This window comes from Limnohabitans sp. (genome assembly GCF_046052825.1).
GTDB lineage: Bacteria > Pseudomonadota > Gammaproteobacteria > Burkholderiales > Burkholderiaceae_C > Limnohabitans.
This window is the reverse complement of sequence record NZ_JAVLFP010000027.1, coordinates 25,903-46,582: the sequence shown is the minus strand read 5'-3', so window position 1 is coordinate 46,582 and position 20,680 is coordinate 25,903. Positions and strand designations below refer to the sequence as shown.

The following is a 20,680-nucleotide window of genomic DNA, read 5'->3' as shown; positions in this document are numbered from 1 at the left end:
TACAACTTTTACGAAGGCGTGCTGTTGATGGAGCTGGTCACCGATGCGCAGGGCGACGCCGCCCCGCGCCTCAACGACGTGGCCTTCACCCCCGAACAAGCCTTGCAGCACCACCGCACCCTGATTGGCGAGGTGGTGCGCATGGTGTGTGCGGGCGTGGTGCATGGGGATTTGTCGGAGTTCAACATCTTGCTGGCCGATGAGGCGGGACAAGACGTGCCCGTCATCATCGACTTGCCGCAGGCCGTTGACGCAGCGGGCAACAACCATGCGCAGCGCATGCTGCTGCGCGATGTGGCCAATTTGCGCGACTTCTTTGGCCAATTCGCCCCCGAGTTGCTGCGCACCGACTTTGGCCCCGAGATTTGGAGCCTCTACCAACAAGGTGTGTTGGCACAAGACACTGTGCTGACAGGGCGCTTCGACCGCAGCACCGCCGACGTCGACCTGAGCGCGGTGATGCGCGAGATCGACGACGCCCGCGCCGAAGACGCCGCCCGGCGACTGCGCATGCAGCAAGCCGCCACGCCTTGAGGCACAAAGCACCGTTTGCTTGTGCCTCGATTCATTGATTCACCTGAGATCACTGTGACCCAAGACACACCCATCAACAAAGACATCCCCTTCATCCAAGAAGCCCGCGTCTGGCAAGGCGAGGGCTGGACCGCCCGCGTCATCAACAACGACGATGACGACGGCTGGGCCGTGGCCATGTTCAAAGACGGCGAAGCAGAAGCCGCCTTGGTGGGCCCCTGGACCATGGGGCGCGACAAAAAGAACCCCAAGCCGCTGGACAACAATGCGTTTCTGACTCTGGTGAAAACCGCGCACGAGTTTGTGCGTCGCCATGAGCAGCAACTGCATGCCAGCTTGCACCAAAGCCTGGAGGTGAGCAGCCCGCAGGGCCGCCTCACGGTGCGCTTTGACATCGTGCCCGACGACGAACACCCCTACGCCCTGCTGAGTGCCTATGACGAGATGGACGAGTGCTTGGCCGAAAAGCGCGTGCAAGCGTCGTTCAAGTTCAACCGCAGCAGCGCCCAGGCCTGGGTGGAGGGCGGCTTTTGAAAGCCTGGCAAGTCACCACCGGTGGTGTGTGTGGCTTGGTCTTGACCATTGGTCTGGCCCGTTTTGCCTACACGCCGTTGTTGCCCAGCTTGCAATCGCAAACCGGCTTGACGGATGCGGGAGCCGGGGCCTTGGCTGCTGCCAATTACGCGGGCTACATGAGCGGCGCCTTGGCTGCCGCTTGGATTGACGACGTGCGTTGGCGCCACCGCCTGTACAGCTCGGGTTTGTGGATGGCGTTGTTGACCACGGCGGCCATGGCCTTGTCCGCCTGGATGCCCGCTTGGGCACTGTGGCGCTACATCGGGGGGCTGTGCGGAGCCACGGGCATGTTGCTGGGATCTGGGCTGGTGCTGGGGTGGTTGATGCGCCACGGCCATCGGCCCGAGTTGGGGCTGCACTTCATGGGCATTGGCTTAGGCATTGTGGTGTCGGCGCTGGGAGCTTGGGGCTTGGCACAGGTGTGGCCCGAGTGGTGGCGTCAATGGCTGGCGTTTGCGGTGCTGGGTGTGGTGTTTTTTGTACCGGCCTGGATGTGGCGCCCGCCCGTGCCACCGGCGGTGGCCGCTGCGCAGGCCGATGAGGGTGTCAACACGGTCTCGCGCCGTTGGCTGTGGACCCTGCTGGGCAGCTACTTTGCGGCGGGCTGGGGCTTTGTCATCAGCGCCACGTTCACCGTGGCCATGGTCGAGCGCGAACCTGCGCTCGCGGGCCAAGGCCCTTGGGCCTGGGCGTTGGTGGGTTTGGCCGCCATGCCGGCGGTGTTTGTGTGGGACCGGGTGGCACGCCGCATCGGCGACACCCGTGCTTTGCTCTTGGCCCTGGGTTTACAAACCGTGTCGGTGGTGTTGCCCGCCCTCTCGGGTTCGCTGGCAGCGGCCATGGCGGGCGCGGTGGGGTACGGCGCGACCTTCATTGGCATCGTCAGCCTGACCCTGGCGCTGGTGGGGCGACGCTCCCCCCACAACCCGGGCAAAGCCATGGCACGGCTCACCCTGAGTTATGGTGCTGCACAAATGATGGCCCCGGTGGTGGCTGGCTTGATGGCTCAAAGCACGGGCACGTTTCGTGGGGCTTTGTGGCTCACGGCTGGGGTGATGGCTGTGGGCATGGCCTTGTTGGCCACCTTGCCGGATGAGGGGTGAATGCGCTCAGCGCTCTCAAGCCCCCAAGCTTTGCAACTGCACCAAGCCTTTGGGCGTTTGCAACGTGGCCACCAGGTTGGCCGGGCCTTCAGACACCGCCACGCCCTCTAAGCCGATGGCGTCGTAAGCGGCTTGCAGCTTGGCCGCACTAGGGTGCGTCACGGCCACACTTTGCAGGCTCACACCTGAGCGTGGCAGGGTGTTGCGGGGGTGCAGGCGCATCGGGTCGGTGGCCTCAGGCTTGCCCCACTGAATCAGGCTGGGCAGTGTGCCGTCGAACAAGCGCTGACCATCGGCACGCACGCTGATTTGCCAGTTCAACACCCCTTTGGACGTGCGGCGGCTGGCCGACACGGCGGGTCCACGGTCAATGCCTTGCATGCGCAGTGCCATGCGTGCGGCTTGCATGTCAGGGGTGTTGACCACCCAGTGCACCAAGCGCGGCTCGGTGTTGACGGCGGCTTGCAGGGTGGCGTCGTCCATGTCAAACCAACGCGTCGGCTGCATTTTTTTGGGCCGCACCGCGTGCGGGTTGATGGCGATGATTTCCAAATACGCGGTGGGATAAGCCGGGGTGGCCATTTTGAACAGGCGGTTGTGGGTGCCGTATTTGTCGTGTTCACCGCCAGGGCCGGGCGTGATGCCCAAAGTGGCCTCACACCATTGCACGCCCATTTCCAGGTTGGTGGCCAACACCACCAAGTGATCCATCTGTGTTTTCATGGGGCACACCTTACCATTGGGGCCTGCGCTTTCTTCGTGCCTTGGTTAAAAACATCTCTTTCATGCACCCCACATCTTCTGACGGCGAACGCCTGTCCAAACGCGTCATGCAACTGCGTGCCTGTTCCCGTCGCGAGGCCGAGCAATACATCGAAGGCGGCTGGGTCAAGGTGGACGGTGTGGTGGTGGAAGAGCCGCAGCACCGCATCAGCACCCAGCAGGTCAGCGTGGACCAAGACGCCAGTTTGCTCAACCTGACCCCCGTCACCCTGGTCCTTCACAAACCCGCCGACTGGCTGGATGGCCGAGAAGAAGACAAACCGACGCGTCACAAAGCAACCCCCAAGAACCTGCGCAGCGTGTTGACCCCAGCGCACCGCAGCGCGCAGGACCGCAGTGGGGTGCGCCTGCTCAAACCCCACTTGCGAGATTTGCAATTCAGTGTGCCGCTGGAGCAGGGCGCGAGTGGCTTGGTGGTGTTCACCCAAGACTGGCGCACCCAACGCAAGCTGATGGAAGACATGGCCACGATGGAGCACGAGTTGATGGTGGATGTGGCGGGTGAGGTGACCCCCGACATGCTGCGCCCCATCGAGCGTGCCTTGAAGGACGAGCGTCAACGCTTGCCGCAGGCCAAGATCAGCCTGAGCAGTTCGTCACCCGAGCGCAGCAAATTGCGCTTGGCGGTGAAGGGCTCGCACTTAGGGCTGGCGTCGTACCTGTGCGAATTGGCGGGTCTTGAGATTTTGGCCCTGCGACGCCTGCGGTTGGGGCGGGTCAACTTGGGTGAGTTGGAGCCGGGCGCATGGCGTTACCTGGACAGTGACGAGCGGTTTTAGAGCGCGTATCCGCGACTAATTTTTGGAGCTGTCGTTTTTATCAGAGCCTGCCACTCGGCGAGCGCCTGTGAACCGACGTTCCCAATAGGCTTGGCGCATGTCTTCCACCCGCACCTGTTGGCCCGGTTTGGGTGAGTGGATGAACTTGTTGTCGCCCACATAGATGCCCACATGGCTGAAGGTTTGGCGCATGGTGTTGAAAAACACCAAGTCCCCAGGTTCGAGGTCTTTTTTGTCGATTTTTTCGGTCACCGCCGCTTGGTCGCGGGCGCGCCGGGGCAACACCAAGCCCACACTTTGCTCGAACATGGAGCGCACAAAGCCGCTGCAGTCAAAGCCGGTGTCCGCATCGGTGCCTCCGCGCCGGTAGGGCACGCCCAAAAAGCCCATGGCATTGACCACCAATTCCGACGCTTTGTCGCCCACCGAGTTCCGCAACAAGGCCATCTGGGCCAAGACACCCCGGTCGGACAGGTAGCGCTCGATGTCGTCGGCGGCATTGTTGCTTGGCGCCGCATGGGCGCTGGCAACACAGCAAAGGACGAGGAGCACGCGTTTGAACATCCGGCCATTCTAGCCTGCGCTGTTTCAGTGCATGATTCAAGACCAGTGCCTAAGTGTTTGATTTCATTGAGGTTAATGGCCAGCCGCGATGACCAATTTCTGTCAGTACTCTTTTCTCAAAGCGTTGGCTTGTCCATCGCAAGGCCCAAGACCATGCCCGCTCTTGGGGACGCCATGGACCCACACCTGACCAAAGGCCGCGTGGCGCGAGCCATGTTGCGTGGTCAACTAGGATTTGATACGGATCATTTGCATGGCCGAGGCAATCAAACTTGAGACCTCGGTCATGTTGCCAGGAACAATCAGGGTCGCTTTAGCGTCAGAGGCGACCTTGCCATAGGCTTGAACGGCTTGTTCTGCGACTTTGAGCTGCACGGCTTGTTCGCCCCCAGGTTGACGGATGGCAGCTGCGATGCGTTCAATGGCTTGAGCTGTCGCATCAGCCACAGCCGTGATGGAAGCGGCCTCGCCCTGAGCTTTGTTGATGGCAGCTTGCTTTTCGCCCTCCGAACGCGCGATGAATGCTTCGCGCTCGCCGGTGGCGATGTTGATTTGTTCTTGCCGACGCCCTTCAGAGGCTGCAATCAGCGCGCGCTTGCCCCGCTCAGCGGTGATTTGGGCCTGCATGGCGTGCAAGATCTCCGCAGGAGGCGTGAGGTCTTTGATTTCATAACGCAGGACTTTGACGCCCCAGTTCATCGCCGCTTCGTCAATCGCGGCCACGACTTGGGCGTTGATGATGTCGCGCTCTTCAAAGGTTTTGTCGAGCTCGAGCTTGCCGATCACGCTGCGTAAACTGGTTTGCGCCAGCTGTGTCACAGCCATGATGTAGTTGGAGGAGCCATAGCTGGCAAGCCGCGGGTCAGTGACTTGAAAATACAAAATGCCATCGACTTGCAATTGCGTGTTATCTCGCGTGATGCAAACTTGGCTGGGCACGTCCAAAGGTATCTCTTTGAGGCTGTGTTTTTGGATCACATGGTCAATAAAGGGGAGCACAAAATTCAAGCCCGGTGTGAGGCTTGCGTGGTACTTGCCCAAGCGCTCCACCACCCAAGCGTTTTGCTGCGGCACGACCTTGACTGTTTTGATGATGAAAAAAACGGCAATGGCCAAAATGAGCAGGGCAATTTCCATGAACAGACCTTTCAGAGTGATTGAATTTTCTCTAAAACCAAGCGACTGCCGCTGATTTCAACGATCCGGTGCATACCGGCTTGAGCGGTTGCGTGGGGCAAAGTCAACGCCGTCCACACAGCCCCTCGATACTTGACCTGTGTTTGTCCTTGCGCATCCCATTCCTGGACCATGACCGTCTTGCCAATGTCTAGGTGCAAGTTGCTGTCGAGCAACGCGTTGCTGGCTTTTTGTCGAAGGTTGAGCACTGCGCCCCCGACGACGCCAAACAGGGCTGCCACAATGATTTGCCAAAGCACTGGGGCGCCCAAATAATGGCTGAGCGCAGCGGCTGCAGCCCCTAAAGCGAGCATCAACAAATAAAATGTGCCAGTCATCAATTCGGCCAGCACCAGGCCACCAGACAAAATCCACCACAGGGAGGCTGGGTCATTCAAAAGTGTCATCGTTACGTACTTCATAGGGGTCCTGTGTGAGGGCTCAAAAGTTACGGCTCAAAACCTTCGCGTTGCGATCCAAGACCGGGTAGGTCAAGAACACACAGCAAAAGGATGTCATGGAGGACTCTGTCTCCCACACTTGGGGGCTGCACGTGCTCTTTCATGATCTGGCGCTGTTTCAAGCTTGCATTTTTTGCCTGGCGATCCTGAACCCAGCTCCGTCCATCTGCATCTGTGGCGCCCGGGTGGTCCAGAACCCACCCATGTTGCATGGGGCCTGGGGGCAAGATAGATGGACTCATCAAAGCCATAACTGATTGCTTATTTAAGGTGTAGACGACTCAATATACTTCAAAACAATTACTTATTTATGTATTCGAATTGCTTCTTAAAACTTAGAGGACCGTACCGCTTACTTGGTCGACCCATGCACGGTTGAGGCAACAGAGCATGTGCGGCCTTCACGCTCGAATGAACTCTTCGCCGATACTTGCGGGCTTTGATAACCTCCTTTGAGAATGCCTATGCTGCTCGACGACCAAGACTCTCAACTGGTGCTGGTGGACTTCCAAGCCCGCCTCATGCCCGCCATTCACGAAGCCGAGCTGGTGTTGGCCAATGCCATGCGTTTGGCCCAAGCCGCCCATTGGATGGAGGTGCCCACCTGGGGGACCGAGCAAAACCCAGACAAACTGGGTGCAAACCCGGCTGAAATGCGTGCCCTGTGCCGCCGTACATTGCCCAAGATGAGTTTCAGCGCGTGTGCGGAAGGTTTGGTGGAGGTGTTGCGACCCGCTGCGCGCCCCGCTGGAGGCAATGCCCGAAGCCTGCCCAAGCATTTACAAAAAGCGGTCCCCCAAGACCCCAGCCGGCAAAGCATCGTCATTGCCGGCGTGGAAGCCCATGTGTGTTTGCTGCAAACAGCCCTGGAATTGTTGGAAGAAGAGTTTCAGGTTTGGGTGGTCACCGACGCCTGTGGTTCACGCACCGAGCGCAACCGCGATGCGGCCTTTGACCGCTTGGCGGGGGCAGGTGCCGAACTGGTCACCACCGAGATGGTGCTGTTTGAATGGTTGCGCACCGCTGAGGCTGATCCTTTCAAAGAGATTCAAGACCTCATCAAGTGAGCCCTCGCGGTGAAACCGCTGGCAAAGTCAGCTTGCAGCAAGTCCCGTCTCCTCATAATTATGAATTCAGATCGACGTCATACGAGGAGACACCAGCATGGTTGCGTACGCAGATTTTCACCGCCGTTCCATCGAGGATCGGGATGCGTTTTGGTCCGAACAGGCCCAACACATTGATTGGCAGACGCCACCCCAGCAAATCTGCGATTACAGCAACCCGCCTTTTGCCAAATGGTTTGTCGGCGGCACCACCAACTTGTGCCACAACGCGGTCGACCGCCACCTGAAAGACCGTGCCGACCAAGCTGCTTTGATCTTTGTGTCGACCGAGACCGATCAAGAAAAGACTTACACCTACCGCGACCTGCATGCCGAGGTGCAGCGCATGGCTGCCATCTTGATCGACCTGGGCGTGGTCAAAGGTGACCGTGTCTTGATTTACATGCCCATGATCGCCGAGGCGGCTTTTGCCATGTTGGCGTGTGCCCGCATTGGTGCCATTCACTCGGTGGTGTTTGGTGGCTTTGCCTCCCATTCATTGGCCACGCGCATCGAAGACGCGTCACCCAAGGTGATCATCAGTGCCGACGCCGGCTCACGCGGGGGCAAGGTTGTGCCCTACAAACCTTTGTTGGACGAAGCGATCCAGCTCTCGGCCCACAAGCCCGGCCACGTGATCATGGTTGACCGTCACCTGGCGCCTTTCACGGCAGTGGCCGGTCGCGACGTCGACTACGCCACCGAACGCGCCAAGCACATGAACACCCAGGTGCCCTGCGAGTGGGTGGAGTCCACCCACCCCAGCTACACGCTTTACACCTCGGGCACCACCGGCAAGCCCAAAGGCGTGCAGCGCGACACCGGCGGCTACACCGTGGCCTTGGCCGCCAGTATTCCGCACATTTACCAAGGCAAGCCGGGCGGCACCTTCTTTTGCACCAGCGACATCGGCTGGGTGGTGGGCCACAGCTACATCATTTACGGCCCCTTGATTGGTGGCATGGCCACCATCTTGTACGAAGGCTTGCCCATCCGGCCCGACGGTGGCATCTGGTGGAGCTTGGTCGAAAAGTACAAGGTCAACGTCATGTTCAGCGCGCCCACGGCCATTCGCGTGCTCAAAAAGCAAGACCCTGCGCTGCTCACCCAATACGACCTGTCCAGCTTGCAAGCGCTGTTTCTGGCAGGCGAGCCGCTGGACGAGCCCACGGCCAAATGGATTTCTGAGGGTTTGAATGGCAAAGCCATCATCGACAACTACTGGCAAACCGAAACTGGCTGGCCTATCTTGACCATTTGCAACGGGGTGGAAAAAGCCCCCAGCAAGTTTGGCTCGCCCGGCAAAGCGGTCTATGGCTACAACGTCAAGCTGGTGGACGACCAAACAGGGCTGGAGTTGACCGGTGCCAACCAAAAAGGCGTGCTGACCATCGAAGGCCCGCTGCCCCCAGGCAACTTGCAAACCATTTGGGGCGACGACAAACGCTTTGTCAGCACCTACTGGAACACGGTGCCCAACAAGCTGGTCTACAGCACCTTCGACTGGGCTGTGCGGGACGAGGATGGCTACTTCTTCATCTTGGGCCGCACCGACGACGTGATCAACGTGGCAGGCCACCGCCTGGGCACCCGTGAAATCGAAGAGAGCATTTCCAGCCACCCCAACATCGCCGAAGTTGCGGTGGTGGGGGTGGCCGATCAACTCAAGGGCCAAGTGGCCATGGCCTTTGCCATCGCCAAAGACGCTTCGGCCCTGGGCGACCCTGCCGCTCGCCTCAAGCTCGAAGGCGAGGTCATGAAGGTGGTGGACTCGCAACTCGGCGCGGTGGCGCGTCCATCGCGGGTGTTGTTTGTCACCGCCTTGCCCAAAACCCGCAGCGGCAAATTGCTGCGCCGGGCCATCCAGGCGGTCTGCGAGAAGCGGGATCCGGGCGACCTGACCACCATCGACGACCCCACCGCTTTGAAGCAGATTCAAGATCAGATCGCCTGACAAGGGGCTGAATCTCAACAAAATAAAGATCGCGACCCTCTTTTAGATCGATGGCACAATGCTAGATGTTTTCAGGCCCTTCCAGCCACTAACGCATCCGCCAATCGGTCCAGCCGTGTCGCGGAAGGTTTTTTTCAACCAGCTAATGTTCCCTGAAGGGGAACGGAGGTCAGCGCAATGAGCGAGACAAACGTCTACCAAGCCTATTCAGGCAACACCTACCTGTTCGGGGGCAATGCTCCGTACGTCGAAGAGATGTACGAGAACTATTTGGCCAACCCCGGCAGCGTCCCCGATTCCTGGCGAGAGTATTTCGATGCACTGCAGCATGTGCCCGCAGTCGATGGCTCCCATGCCAAAGACGTGCCCCACTTGCCCGTCATCAATGCTTTTGCTGAGCGTGCCAAGGCTGGCGGCACCAAGGTCGTCATGGCCAGTGCCGACGCCGAGATGGGCCGCAAGCGCACCGCTGCGCAGCAACTCATCGCCGCTTACCGCAACGTCGGTCAGCGTTGGGCAGACCTCGACCCCTTGAAGCGCACCGAGCGTCCGGCCATTCCAGACCTCGACCCTGCGTTCTACGGCTTCACCGATGCCGACCAAGAAACCGTGTTCGACACCAGCAACACCTTTTTTGGCAAGAACAACATGTCTTTGCGCGAGTTGCTCAACGCGCTGCGCGAGACCTACTGCGGCACCTTGGGCGCCGAGTACATGTACACCACCGACCAAGCTGAAAAGCGTTGGTGGCAGCAAAAGTTGGAAAGCATCCGCAGCAAGCCCAACTTCACCGCCGACAAGAAAAAACACATCCTGGACCGCCTGACCGCCGCCGAAGGCCTGGAGCGTTACTTGCACACCAAGTACGTGGGCCAGAAGCGCTTCTCGCTCGAAGGTGGTGAGAGCTTCATCGCGTCCATGGACGAGCTGATCCAATTGGCCGGCGCCAAGGGTGTCCAAGAAGTGGTGATCGGCATGGCCCACCGTGGCCGTTTGAACGTGTTGGTCAACACCATGGGCAAATTGCCCGCCGATTTGTTTGCCGAGTTTGACCACACCGCCCCCGAAGAATTGCCTGCCGGTGACGTGAAATACCACCAAGGTTTCAGTTCTGACGTGAGCACCGCGGGTGGCCCCGTGCACCTGTCGCTGGCGTTCAACCCGTCTCACTTGGAAATCGTCAACCCCGTGGTTGAAGGCTCCGTGCGTGCGCGCATGGACCGTCGTGACGATCCCAACGGCACGCAAGTGCTGCCTGTGCTCGTGCACGGTGACGCCGCTTTTGGTGGCCAAGGTGTCAACCAAGAAACTTTTGCGCTGGCGCAGACCCGTGGTTACTCCACCGGCGGCACGGTGCACATCATCATCAACAACCAAATCGGTTTCACCACCTCAGACCCACGCGACATGCGCTCGAGTGTGTTCTGTACCGACATCGTCAAGATGGTCGAAGCCCCGGTCTTGCACGTCAACTCTGACGATCCTGAAACCGTGGTGCTGGCCACCCAGCTGGCGCTGGAATACCGCATGACCTTCCGCAAGGACGTGGTGGTTGACATTGTGTGTTTCCGCAAGCTGGGTCACAACGAGCAAGACACGCCAGCACTGACTCAGCCGCTGATGTACAAAAAAATCGCGGCACACCCAGGCACCCGCAAGTTGTTTGCCGACAAATTGTCCGCACAAGGTTTGGGCGATGGTTTGGGCGATGAGATGGTCAAAACTTACCGCGCGGCTTTGGACGCTGGCAAGAACACCACCGACCCCGTGCTGACCAACTTCAAAACCAAGTTCACCGTGGACTGGGCGCCTTTCTTGGGCAAGAAGTGGACCGACGCAGGCGACACCGCCATCCCCATGGCCGAGTGGAAGCGCTTGGCCGAACGCATCACCACCATTCCTGAGTCCGTGACCCCGCACCAGTTGGTGAAGAAGGTGTACGACGACCGCGCTGCGATGGGCCGTGGTGAAGTTCCAGTGGACTGGGGCATGGGCGAGCACATGGCCTTCGCCTCCTTGGTGGCCAGCGGCTACCCGGTGCGTTTGTCCGGTGAAGACTGTGGCCGTGGCACCTTCACCCACCGCCATGCCGTGATTCACGACCAAAAGCGTGAAAAGTGGGACACCGGCACCTATGTCGCGCTGCAAAACGTGGCCGACAAACAAGCCCCGTTTGTGGTGATCGACTCGATCTTGTCCGAAGAAGCGGTGCTGGGCTTTGAATACGGCTATGCCTCCAACGACCCCAACACCATGGTGATTTGGGAAGCCCAGTTCGGCGACTTCGCCAACGGTGCCCAAGTGGTGATCGACCAGTTCATTGCCTCAGGCGAAGTCAAGTGGGGCCGCGTCAACGGCCTGACCTTGATGTTGCCCCATGGCTACGAAGGCCAAGGCCCCGAGCACAGCTCGGCCCGCTTGGAGCGCTTCATGCAATTGGCCGCCGACACCAACATGCAGATCGTGCAGCCGACCACGGCCAGCCAGATCTTCCACGTGTTGCGTCGCCAAATGGTGCGCGACTTGCGCAAACCGCTGATCATCTTCACACCCAAGTCCTTGTTGCGTAACAAAGACGCCACATCGCCTGTGTCTGAGTTCACCAAAGGCAGCTTCCAGACCGTGATTCCTGAGAACAAAGCGCTCAAGGCCGACAAGGTCAAGCGTGTCTTGGCTTGTTCGGGCAAGGTGTACTACGACTTGGTGAAAAAGCGCGAAGAGTTGGGTGCTGACGACGTGGCCATCGTGCGCGTGGAGCAGCTCTATCCCTTCCCGCACAAAGCTTTCGCTGCAGAACTCAAGAAGTACCCTAACGCTACTGAGTTGGTGTGGACGCAAGACGAGCCACAAAACCAAGGTGCTTGGTTCTTCGTGCAGCACTACATCCACGAAAACATGACTGCAGGTCAAAAACTGGGCTACTCAGGTCGCGCTGCTTCTGCTTCGCCTGCCGTGGGTTACTCACACCTCCACCAAGAGCAACAAAAAGCACTGGTTGAAGGCGCGTTTGGCAAGCTCAAGGGCTTCGTGCTGACCAAGTAAACCTCGTTCCAGAACAAAGAAATAAATCCAGAAAGAATTCATATGGCTATCGTAGAAGTCAAAGTTCCTCAGTTGTCCGAGTCCGTGGCCGAAGCCACCATGCTGCAGTGGAAAAAGAAAGTCGGCGACGCTGTTGCCGCAGATGAAATCCTGATCGACATCGAAACCGACAAAGTGGTGCTCGAAGTGCCCGCACCTGCTGCCGGTGTGTTGTCCGAAATCATCGTCGCCGATGGCGGCACCGTGGCGGCTGAGCAATTGATTGCCCGCATCGACACCGATGGCAAAGTCGCAGCCGCTGCGCCTGCCGCAGCCCCCGTTGCCGCTGCCGCCGCCCCTGTGGCTGCTGCCGCTGCGGTGTCCACCAGCAAAGCGGGGGTGGCCATGCCAGCCGCAGCCAAGCTAATGGCCGACAACCACTTGGCTGCAGGCTCGGTGGCAGGATCCGGCAAAGACGGCCGCGTCACCAAAGGTGATGTGCTGGCGGCCGTGGCTGCACCCAGTGTCATTCCTACGGGCGCACCCACCAAGGCCTTGCCACAGGTGGCAGCTCCTGTGGCCGTGAACTTGGGCGAGCGCCCAGAGCAACGCGTGCCCATGACCCGTCTGCGCGCGCGCGTGGCCGAGCGTTTGTTGCAATCGCAATCGACCAACGCCATCTTGACCACCTTCAACGAAATCAACATGGCGCCTGTCATGGAGATGCGCAAGCGCATGCAAGAGCGTTTCGAGAAAGAACACGGCGTCAAGCTGGGCTTCATGAGCTTCTTCGTCAAGGCAGCGGTGCACGCCTTGAAGAAATTCCCCGTCTTGAACGCCTCGGTCGATGGCAATGACATCGTCTACCACGGCTACTTTGACATCGGCATCGCCGTGGGTTCGCCCCGTGGCTTGGTGGTGCCCATCCTGCGCAACGCCGATCAAATGAGCTTTGCCGACATCGAGAAAAAGATTGCGGAATTTGGTGCCAAAGCCAAAGACGGCAAGCTGGGCATGGAAGAGATGACCGGTGGCACGTTCTCCATCAGCAACGGTGGCACTTTCGGCTCCATGATGTCGACCCCCATCATCAACCCACCGCAATCGGCCATTTTGGGCGTGCACGCGACCAAAGACCGCGCCATGGTGGAAAACGGCCAAGTGGTGGTACGCCCCATGAACTACTTCGCCATGTCCTACGACCACCGCATCATCGACGGCCGCGAGGCTGTGTTGGGCTTGGTCGCCATGAAAGAAGCGCTGGAAGATCCAGCCCGTCTGTTGTTTGATATCTAACAAAGGTCGTTCATGAGCAAACAATTCGACGTCGTCGTCATCGGGGCAGGCCCCGGTGGCTACATCGCAGCCATCCGTGCAGCCCAGTTGGGTTTTCAGGTGGCCTGTGTGGATGAGTGGCAAAACACAGCCGGTGGCCCAGCCCCTGGCGGCACCTGCACCAACGTGGGCTGCATTCCTTCCAAGGCTTTGCTCCAATCGAGCGAGCACTTTGACCATGCCAACCACCACTTTGAAGAGCACGGCATCAGCGCCACTGGCGTGAAGATGGACGTGGCCAAGATGATTGCCCGCAAGGACAATGTCGTGAAGCAAAACAACGACGGCATCTTGTACTTGTTCAAAAAGAACAAGGTCACCTTCTTCCACGGTCGTGGCAGCTTTGCGGCCAAGGCCGAAGGCGGCTATGAGATCAAAGTGGCAGGCAAGGCCGAAGAGTCGATCACCGGCAAACACATCATCATCGCCACCGGCTCCAGCGCACGCGCCTTGCCCGGTGTGCCGTTTGACGAAGTGAATGTGTTGTCCAACGACGGTGCTCTGCGCATCGGTGCGGTACCCAAGAAACTGGCCTTGATTGGCTCGGGCGTGATTGGCCTGGAGATGGGGTCGGTCTGGCGTCGTCTGGGTGCTGACGTCACCATCCTCGAAGGTTTGCCAACCTTCTTGGGTGCGGTGGACGAACAAATCGCCAAAGAAGCCAAAAAAGCCTTCGACAAGCAAGGCCTCAAGATTGAACTCGGCGTCAAAGTCGGTGAGATCAAGAATGGCAAAAAAGGCGTGTCGGTGGCCTACACCAACGCCAAAGGCGAAGCCATCACGCTGGATGCCGACAAACTGATCGTCTCCATCGGTCGCGTGCCCAACACCACGGGCTTGAACGGTGAAGCCGTGGGTCTGCAAGTTGACGAGCGTGGCGCCATCGTGGTCGATGCTGACTGCAAAACCAACTTGCCTGGCGTGTGGGCCGTGGGTGATGTGGTGCGTGGCCCCATGTTGGCCCACAAAGCCGAAGAAGAGGGCGTGGCAGTGGCAGAGCGCATCGCCGGTCAACACGGCCATGTCAACTTCAACACCATCCCCTGGGTCATCTACACCAGCCCTGAGATTGCATGGGTCGGCCGCACCGAGCAGCAACTCAAAGCCGATGGCGTGGCCTACAAGGCGGGAACTTTCCCGTTCTTGGCCAATGGTCGTGCCCGCGCTTTGGGCGACACCACCGGCATGGTCAAGTTCTTGGCAGACGCCAAGACCGACGAAATATTGGGCGTGCACATGGTGGGTCCGCAGGTGTCCGAGTTGATCTCTGAAGCCGTGGTGGCGATGGAATTCAAAGCCTCTGCTGAAGACATTGCGCGCATTTGCCACGCGCACCCGTCTTTGAGCGAAGCGACCAAAGAAGCCGCTTTGGCGGTCGACAAGCGCACGTTGAACTTCTGAACCTTCACGGTCGGTGTTCATCCCCGAGAGCCCGCCAGCGATGGCGGGTTTTTTTTGTGGCCTATCACTTTGAAGGACACGAACTTAACCCATGGTCCCCTGGAGATACAGCAGGCCAAGGCACAATACACCCCGTTATGTCAGTGCATGAAAACTACCAACGAGAACTCCAAGCCCGCGGCTTTCAAAGTGACCCGGCACAGTTGCGCGCCATTGATGCGCTTGAGCGCTGTGCCACGGAGTGGGCAGCTTACAAAAACAAGCGTTCGAGCACTCTGAAAAAGCTGGTCAATCGACCGCCTATTCCCCGTGGGGTCTACATGTTTGGCGGGGTGGGGCGCGGCAAAAGCTTTTTGATGGATTGCTTTTTTGACGCGGTGCCGATCCAGCGCAAGACGCGTCTGCATTTTCATGAGTTCATGCGCGAGGTACACCGCGAATTGCGTGAGTTGCAAGGCACGGCCAATCCTTTGCAGGTGCTGGGACACAAGATGTCCAAGCGCTACAAGCTGATTTGCTTTGATGAATTCCATGTGGCTGAGATCACCGACGCCATGATCTTGCACCGACTGCTCACCGCCTTGTTTGACAACGGCGTGGGTTTTGTCACCACCTCCAACTTCAAGCCCGATGACTTGTACCCGGGTGGCATGCACCGCGACCGCATCTTGCCCGCGATCGATTTGCTCAATGCCAATTTGGACGTGATCAATGTCGACAACGGCACCGATTACCGCCGTCGTGTGCTGGAGCAAGTGGACCTCTACCACACCCCCTTGAGCGCTGCTGCGGATGCGGCGATGGGGCAGACCTTTGACCGACTGGCCGAGTGCCCCGATGAAGACTCGGTCTTGCACATCGAGGCCCGTGAAATCAAGGCCCGCCGACGCGCCGGTGGCGTGGTGTGGTTCGATTTCAAGGCGCTGTGCGGCGGCCCCCGGTCGCAAAACGACTACCTGGAAATTGCCACCCAGTTCCACACCGTGCTGTTGAGTGATGTGCCCTATATGCCGGTGAACAAAGCCTCCGAGGCACGGCGTTTCACGTGGTTGGTGGACGTGTTGTACGACCGCCGGGTCAAGCTGATCATGTCGGCGGCAGTGCCGCCTGAGCAGCTCTACACCGAGGGGCCTTTGGTGCACGAGTTTCCACGCACCGTGTCTCGTTTGAACGAGATGCAGTCGGCCGAATTTTTGGCCCTGGAGCGGCGCACGGTGGACACCACGCTCACATGAAGTCCTTGTTGCTTGGTGCTCTGTGGTGGGGGCTGGCTTGCGCCGTGCAAGCCCAGTGGCCTAGCCCTGATGAACTCAAAGCCCAGAGCGCTGTGCTGGATGCGCGCCGCTTGGCCTTGGACGATCAGTACAAACAAGAAATGCGTTTGTGCTACCAAAACTTTGATGTCACCAGCTGCCGTTTGCAAGCCCGGGACAAGCAAATTCAAGCCAATGCACAACTGCGCAAAGACGAGTTGGCCCATAAAAATCTGGAGCGCCAGATCAAGAGTGCCCAGGCCCAGCAGCGTTCGCTCGAGCGAGACAGCCAAGAGCAGCAACAGCAGGCCGATCGCGAGCAAGCGGTGAAGGCCGCTCGCGAACGAGAACAAAGCCAGGCAGACAAACTCTCTGAGCATGCCGCCAAGGGCGGGCAGCGAGAGGCCTACGAACAAAAACAGCGTGAGGCGCAGGCGCACCGTGACGACCTTGAAAAAATGCGACGCGAGCGCAACGCCAAACCGGCGAAACCTTTGCCTGTGCCAGGGACTGCGCCATGACGTTTGAGAATTTGCGATCTCCCGATCGCCAGCTCATCGAGTTGCGCATGGAGCATGCCGATTTGAATGCCAGCATTGACCGCTTGAGTGGGATTGTCCCTTTGGACGAGCTGTTGTTGCGCCGTCTCAAAAAGCGCCGCTTGGCCTTGCGCGACCAGATCCATCAGATCGAACGCGACCTTGAACCCAAAGAGCCGGCCTGATGGACAACCCGTTGCGCGACATGGTGCAAGAGGCCTTTGCCCCTCTGGGCGTGTTGGCGCGCGCCACGGATCAGTTCCAACCTCGTCCCGGCCAAACCGACATGGCCTTAGCGGTCGCCGATGTGGTCGCCCATGGGGGCAGTTTGGTGGTGGAAGCCGGCACTGGGGTGGGCAAAACCTTTGCTTATTTGGTGCCCGCCTTGCTCAGTGGCGAGCGGGTGTTGTTGTCCACCGCGACCAAAGCCTTGCAAGACCAGTTGTTTGCCCGCGATTTACCGCGCTTGGTTCAAGCGCTCAACTTGCCGGTGCGCTTGGCCCTGCTCAAAGGCCGCGGCAGTTACCTCTGTACCCACCGCATGGAGATGGCGCGCCAGGGCAGCAGTTTGCCCGACCGCACCACAGCGCATTTATTGGCCAAAGTGGAGACCTGGTCCCACGCCACCCAGACGGGGGACTTGGCTGAGCTGCCTGGGCTCGACGAGCGTTCGCCTTTGATTCCGCTGATCACCTCCAACCGAGACAACTGTTTGGGCTCGCAGTGCCCCAAGTTCAAAACCTGCCATGTGAATGCGGCGCGGCGCGAGGCCTTGGGGGCCGATGTGGTGGTCATCAACCACCACTTGTTTTTTGCCGACATGGCGGTGCGTGAAACGGGCATGGCCGAGTTGTTGCCCTCGGTGCGCGTGGTCATCTTTGACGAAGCGCATCAGTTGAACGAAACCGGGGTTCAGTTTTTGGGTCACCAATTGGGCACGGCGCAATTGCTGGACTTGACGCGCGACATGTTGGCCACGGGCTTGCAACTGGCGCGCGGTTTGGCCGATTGGCAAGGCGCATCGTCCATGCTGGAGCGCGCCACCCGTGAGCTGCGCTTGGTGGCGGGCAAACGCCCGGGCGCACAAAAGTTGCGTTGGACGGGCGAGGCGCCTGAAGGGATTCACCCCGAGGCCTGGAGCTTGGCACTGCAAGACCTGGGGGCCGCCTGCGTACAAGCTTTGCGGGCTTTGGAGACGGTGAGCGAGTTGGCCCCCGATTTTGTGCGCATGTTCGAGCGCGTGGCGGCTATTGCCCAGCAAGTGGATGCCTTTTTGAAGCCCTGTGCGGCAGAGGCGGTGCGCTGGGTGGATATCTCGGCTTCACAAGTCCGCTTGATGGAGGCGCCATTGGACATTGCCCAAAGCGTGCGCGACAAGTTGATGGTCTCTCAGCCCACGCCTTCAGAGGCGCCAGACAGCCACACGGATGAACGCCCCAGAGCTTGGGTGTTCACCTCGGCGACTTTGGGTGACGATGACCGTTTGAGCTGGTTCACCGAGCCCTGTGGCTTGGAGTCGGCCAAGGTGTTGCGTGTCAGCAGTCCTTTCGATTACCCGAACCAGGCCAGCGTGTATGTGCCACGCCATGTGGTGCGCCCCAATGACCCCGCACACAGCGCCCAAGTGGCCCAACTGGCCAGCGATGCGGTGCGCCGCTTAGGGGGGCGTACGTTGGTGCTGACCACCACCTTGCGGGCCTTGCGCGCCATCGGTGAGTTGATGAAGCAGCAACTCGACGGCAGTGGCATCGAGGTGCTGGTCCAAGGCGAATGGCCCAAGCGGCACTTGATGGCGCGTTTCCGTGAAGGCGCGCAGGCAGGCGAGGGCGGCTGTGTGTTGGTGGCTTCGGCCACGTTTTGGGAAGGCTTTGATGTACCGGGCGACGCGCTGCAACTGGTGGTGATCGACAAGTTGCCGTTTCCGCCACCCAACGACCCCTTGGTCGAAGCGCGCAGCAAACGGTTGGAGTCACAAGGCCGCAGTGCCTTCAACGATTATTTTGTGCCTGAAGCGGTGGTGGCTTTGAAGCAAGGTGCAGGACGTTTGATTCGCCGTGAAACCGACCAAGGCTTGTTGGTCCTGTGTGACAACCGCTTGGTGACCACGGGGTATGGCAAGCGATTGCTGGCTGCTCTGCCAGCCATGCGCCGCCTTGACAGCGACGAGGAACTGGCTCAAGCCTTGGAGGCGCTCAAACTCAGCGCCATCACCACAGCTTCCACCACGGTTTTTTAGCGCCAGCAGCTCGCTCGGGGTAAAGATAGAGCGTGTCGGGGTAGGTGGCTTCCAGCACGCGGCGGGTGTCGTCGCGCAACTGCACCAGGCCCAATCGGTCATACGACTGGTACATGATGAACAGGGCTTCTTCGACCGCGGGCACATCGCGGTATTCGTTGACCGTGGTCTGCGCACGGTTGACGGCAGCCACATACGCACCACGCTTGAAGTAGTAGCGCGCCACATAGACGTTGGAGCGGGCCAAGGAGTTCTTGATGTAGGCCATGCGCTGGCGGGCATCGGGGCTGTACTTGGAGTCAGGGAAACGGGTGGTCAACTCACGGAAAGCTTCGAATGAGTCTTTGGCTTGCTTGGGGTCGCGTTCAGCCAAGTCTTGACTGGCGAGCGCTGAAAAAAGTCCAAGGTTGTCATTGAAGTTCACCAAACCCTTGAGGTAAAGCGCGTAGTCCAACGCGGGGCTGGCTGGGTTGAGTTTGATGAAGCGATCCAAGGTCGCGACCGCTTGCACGGGTTCGTTGGTTTTGAACTGAGCCCATGCTTTGTCAATTTGGGCTTGCAGGGCCAGTGGCGTGCCGGCCGCGCGTCCTTCGAGCTTTTCGTAGTAACCAATGGCCTTGTCGTAGGCACCCAAAGACATTTCGTCTTTGGCTTCGGCGTAGAGCTTTTCAACCGTCCAGTTGGCCGTGGCGTCTTTTTCTGCGGCGCATCCAGACAAAAGAATGGCGCCGAGCAAGCCCAAAGCCATCCACACCACCGATAATTTGAGTCGTAACACCACAGGCTACTTTCTTGAAGCAAAGACAAACCATTCTATCGGCAGTGCCGACATCCATCACCCCTACCGAGGGGGATGCTTTGCTGGACGACACGGTCGATGTGGTGGAGGGCCCCGAGGAGGAGCGGCGTGAGCTGGACATTCCCATCACGCTGCATGGCGAGCGCTTGGACCGAGCCTTGGCGATTCTGTTGCCTGAGTTTTCACGCAGTTTTTCTCAGCAACTCCTGAGCGAGGGATGTGTCAGCAGTCTCTTGCCTGAGCTGCATGACGTTCACAAGGCCTCGGCCCGCGTGCGCATGGGGCAGCGCTACCGCGTGACCTTGCGACCTACGCCGCAAAGTCAGGCGTTCAAACCCGAAGCTATGGACTTGGATGTGGTCTACCAAGACGATGATTTACGGGTCCTGCACAAGCCTGCGGGTTTGGTGGTGCATCCAGCCCCTGGCAATTGGAGTGGTACCTTGCTCAATGGTTTGTTGGCGCTCGATCCTCAAGCCGTCATGCTGCCCAGGGCAGGCATCGTGCATCGCTTAGACAAAGACACCAGTGGCTTGATGGTGGTGGCGCGCAGTCGCCGCTGCATGGACGCTTTGGTGGCCATGATTGGCGCCCGCGAGGTGCACCGCGAATACTTGGCCATCGCTTACCGCGCTTGGAATGGCGCCAAACGGCGCGAAGTCGAGGCCGCTGTGGGGCGTGACCCTCGCAACCGCTTGCGCATGGCGGTGGTCGATTTGACGCGACAAAGTGGCAAAGAAGCCCACACCACGTTGGATTGCTTGGACTCCCAAGACGAGGCCTGTTTGGTGCAGTGCACGCTGCACAGCGGGCGCACCCACCAAATTCGGGTCCACATGGCGCACATTGGCCACCCCTTGTTGGGCGACTCCTTGTATGCCGGCCCCATGGGGCTGGGGATCACCCGCCAAGCGCTGCACGCTTTTCGCTTGAGCTTTGCCCACCCCATCACCGCGAAACCCCTGGTGTTTGAGTTGGAGTTGCCGCCCGACATGGTCAGCGTCTTGGCGGCCATGGGGCTAGCGCGCCCGGCTTGAATCCAGGGCCCAAGTGCTGCGCT

At 59.4% G+C, this 20,680-nt stretch carries 19 protein-coding genes; 14 read left to right on the top strand and 5 right to left on the bottom strand.

Going from position 1 to position 20,680, the window contains the following annotated elements:
- The 3 genes from ACKWJN_RS03875 to ACKWJN_RS03865 form a co-directional block, all read left to right on the top strand.
- The coding region (locus ACKWJN_RS03875) for an RIO1 family regulatory kinase/ATPase (RefSeq protein ID WP_408594686.1) at window positions 1–534 on the top strand (534 nt) is incomplete at its 5' end.
- Window positions 535–588: 54 nt separating this feature from the next.
- Complete coding sequence (locus tag ACKWJN_RS03870; protein WP_408594684.1) at window positions 589–1,068, top strand: hypothetical protein; 480 nt, start codon at window positions 589–591, stop codon at window positions 1,066–1,068.
- The gene (locus tag ACKWJN_RS03865) at window positions 1,065–2,213 is read left to right on the top strand and encodes a YbfB/YjiJ family MFS transporter (RefSeq protein WP_408594682.1); all 1,149 of its coding nucleotides are present in this window, start codon (window positions 1,065–1,067) and stop codon (window positions 2,211–2,213) included. Before ACKWJN_RS03870 ends, ACKWJN_RS03865 begins: the two co-directional genes overlap by 4 nt.
- Window positions 2,214–2,228: 15 nt before the next feature.
- On the opposite strand, the gene ACKWJN_RS03860 is transcribed toward ACKWJN_RS03865, so the two are convergent.
- Entirely contained in the window at window positions 2,229–2,936 is a 708-nt protein-coding gene (locus tag ACKWJN_RS03860) for a VOC family protein (RefSeq protein WP_408594680.1), read from the bottom strand.
- Between the two features lie 62 nt (window positions 2,937–2,998).
- On the opposite strand from ACKWJN_RS03860, the gene ACKWJN_RS03855 reads away from it, so the two are divergent.
- Window positions 2,999–3,775 (top strand): RNA pseudouridine synthase, encoded by a 777-nt coding sequence (locus ACKWJN_RS03855; protein ID WP_408594679.1) that lies wholly within the window; start codon window positions 2,999–3,001, stop codon window positions 3,773–3,775.
- A 15-nt stretch (window positions 3,776–3,790) separates the two neighbouring features.
- Here ACKWJN_RS03855 and ACKWJN_RS03850 read toward each other — a convergent pair whose 3' ends face one another.
- The 3 genes from ACKWJN_RS03850 to ACKWJN_RS03840 form a co-directional block, all read right to left on the bottom strand.
- Window positions 3,791–4,339 carry a C40 family peptidase gene (locus tag ACKWJN_RS03850; RefSeq protein WP_408594677.1) on the bottom strand — a complete coding sequence of 183 codons (549 nt, stop codon included), beginning with the start codon at window positions 4,337–4,339 and terminating at the stop codon, window positions 3,791–3,793.
- Between the two features lie 228 nt (window positions 4,340–4,567).
- Window positions 4,568–5,476 carry an SPFH domain-containing protein gene (locus ACKWJN_RS03845; protein ID WP_408594676.1) on the bottom strand — a complete coding sequence of 303 codons (909 nt, stop codon included), beginning with the start codon at window positions 5,474–5,476 and terminating at the stop codon, window positions 4,568–4,570.
- An 11-nt stretch (window positions 5,477–5,487) separates the two neighbouring features.
- Window positions 5,488–5,922: an NfeD family protein gene (locus ACKWJN_RS03840; protein WP_408594674.1), complete on the bottom strand. Its 435-nt coding sequence runs from the start codon at window positions 5,920–5,922 to the stop codon at window positions 5,488–5,490.
- 518 nt (window positions 5,923–6,440) lie between these two features.
- On the opposite strand from ACKWJN_RS03840, the gene ACKWJN_RS03835 reads away from it, so the two are divergent.
- The 9 genes from ACKWJN_RS03835 (at window position 6,441) to ACKWJN_RS03795 (ending at window position 18,821) form a co-directional block, all read left to right on the top strand.
- The gene (locus tag ACKWJN_RS03835) at window positions 6,441–7,043 is read left to right on the top strand and encodes an isochorismatase family protein (protein WP_408594673.1); all 603 of its coding nucleotides are present in this window, start codon (window positions 6,441–6,443) and stop codon (window positions 7,041–7,043) included.
- 97 nt (window positions 7,044–7,140) lie between these two features.
- Entirely contained in the window at window positions 7,141–9,036 is a 1,896-nt protein-coding gene (locus ACKWJN_RS03830; protein ID WP_408594671.1) for a propionate--CoA ligase, read from the top strand.
- Window positions 9,037–9,213: 177 nt separating this feature from the next.
- Window positions 9,214–12,078 (top strand): 2-oxoglutarate dehydrogenase E1 component, encoded by a 2,865-nt coding sequence (locus ACKWJN_RS03825; RefSeq protein WP_408594669.1) that lies wholly within the window; start codon window positions 9,214–9,216, stop codon window positions 12,076–12,078.
- 42 nt (window positions 12,079–12,120) lie between these two features.
- The gene (gene odhB / locus ACKWJN_RS03820; RefSeq protein WP_408594668.1) at window positions 12,121–13,353 is read left to right on the top strand and encodes a 2-oxoglutarate dehydrogenase complex dihydrolipoyllysine-residue succinyltransferase; all 1,233 of its coding nucleotides are present in this window, start codon (window positions 12,121–12,123) and stop codon (window positions 13,351–13,353) included.
- A 12-nt stretch (window positions 13,354–13,365) separates the two neighbouring features.
- Window positions 13,366–14,793: a dihydrolipoyl dehydrogenase gene (gene lpdA / locus ACKWJN_RS03815; RefSeq protein WP_408594666.1), complete on the top strand. Its 1,428-nt coding sequence runs from the start codon at window positions 13,366–13,368 to the stop codon at window positions 14,791–14,793.
- A gap of 137 nt (window positions 14,794–14,930) precedes the next feature.
- Complete coding sequence (gene zapE, locus ACKWJN_RS03810; RefSeq protein ID WP_408594665.1) at window positions 14,931–16,028, top strand: cell division protein ZapE; 1,098 nt, start codon at window positions 14,931–14,933, stop codon at window positions 16,026–16,028.
- Window positions 16,025–16,567, top strand: a complete 543-nt coding sequence (locus tag ACKWJN_RS03805) for a hypothetical protein (RefSeq protein WP_408594663.1) — start codon at window positions 16,025–16,027, stop codon at window positions 16,565–16,567. Before zapE ends, ACKWJN_RS03805 begins: the two co-directional genes overlap by 4 nt.
- On the top strand, window positions 16,564–16,770 hold the full coding sequence (locus tag ACKWJN_RS03800) for a DUF465 domain-containing protein (protein WP_408594661.1): 207 nt from the start codon (window positions 16,564–16,566) through the stop codon (window positions 16,768–16,770). The genes ACKWJN_RS03805 and ACKWJN_RS03800 overlap by 4 nt, the downstream gene beginning before the upstream one ends.
- Entirely contained in the window at window positions 16,770–18,821 is a 2,052-nt protein-coding gene (locus ACKWJN_RS03795) for an ATP-dependent DNA helicase (RefSeq protein ID WP_408594659.1), read from the top strand. Before ACKWJN_RS03800 ends, ACKWJN_RS03795 begins: the two co-directional genes overlap by 1 nt.
- Here ACKWJN_RS03795 and ACKWJN_RS03790 read toward each other — a convergent pair.
- The gene (locus ACKWJN_RS03790) at window positions 18,793–19,599 is read right to left on the bottom strand and encodes an outer membrane protein assembly factor BamD (RefSeq protein ID WP_408594657.1); all 807 of its coding nucleotides are present in this window, start codon (window positions 19,597–19,599) and stop codon (window positions 18,793–18,795) included. The two genes, ACKWJN_RS03795 and ACKWJN_RS03790, sit on opposite strands and share 29 nt — an antisense overlap.
- A gap of 14 nt (window positions 19,600–19,613) precedes the next feature.
- Between ACKWJN_RS03790 and ACKWJN_RS03785 the strand changes: the two genes are divergently transcribed.
- Window positions 19,614–20,657: an RluA family pseudouridine synthase gene (locus ACKWJN_RS03785; RefSeq protein WP_408594655.1), complete on the top strand. Its 1,044-nt coding sequence runs from the start codon at window positions 19,614–19,616 to the stop codon at window positions 20,655–20,657.
- The last annotated feature ends 23 nt before the right edge of the window (window positions 20,658–20,680 follow it).

Coding starts and splice junctions, on each gene's coding strand:
- ACKWJN_RS03830 (WP_408594671.1), top strand. CDS start 7,141: ATGGTTGCGTACGCAGATTTTCACCGCCGTTCCATCGAGGATCGGGAT.
- ACKWJN_RS03835 (WP_408594673.1), top strand. CDS start 6,441: ATGCTGCTCGACGACCAAGACTCTCAACTGGTGCTGGTGGACTTCCAA.
- ACKWJN_RS03845 (WP_408594676.1), bottom strand. CDS start 5,476: ATGGAAATTGCCCTGCTCATTTTGGCCATTGCCGTTTTTTTCATCATC.
- ACKWJN_RS03805 (WP_408594663.1), top strand. CDS start 16,025: ATGAAGTCCTTGTTGCTTGGTGCTCTGTGGTGGGGGCTGGCTTGCGCC.
- ACKWJN_RS03825 (WP_408594669.1), top strand. CDS start 9,214: ATGAGCGAGACAAACGTCTACCAAGCCTATTCAGGCAACACCTACCTG.
- ACKWJN_RS03860 (WP_408594680.1), bottom strand. CDS start 2,936: ATGAAAACACAGATGGATCACTTGGTGGTGTTGGCCACCAACCTGGAA.
- ACKWJN_RS03840 (WP_408594674.1), bottom strand. CDS start 5,922: ATGACACTTTTGAATGACCCAGCCTCCCTGTGGTGGATTTTGTCTGGT.
- ACKWJN_RS03850 (WP_408594677.1), bottom strand. CDS start 4,339: ATGTTCAAACGCGTGCTCCTCGTCCTTTGCTGTGTTGCCAGCGCCCAT.
- ACKWJN_RS03800 (WP_408594661.1), top strand. CDS start 16,564: ATGACGTTTGAGAATTTGCGATCTCCCGATCGCCAGCTCATCGAGTTG.
- ACKWJN_RS03855 (WP_408594679.1), top strand. CDS start 2,999: ATGCACCCCACATCTTCTGACGGCGAACGCCTGTCCAAACGCGTCATG.
- odhB (WP_408594668.1), top strand. CDS start 12,121: ATGGCTATCGTAGAAGTCAAAGTTCCTCAGTTGTCCGAGTCCGTGGCC.
- lpdA (WP_408594666.1), top strand. CDS start 13,366: ATGAGCAAACAATTCGACGTCGTCGTCATCGGGGCAGGCCCCGGTGGC.
- zapE (WP_408594665.1), top strand. CDS start 14,931: ATGTCAGTGCATGAAAACTACCAACGAGAACTCCAAGCCCGCGGCTTT.
- ACKWJN_RS03795 (WP_408594659.1), top strand. CDS start 16,770: ATGGACAACCCGTTGCGCGACATGGTGCAAGAGGCCTTTGCCCCTCTG.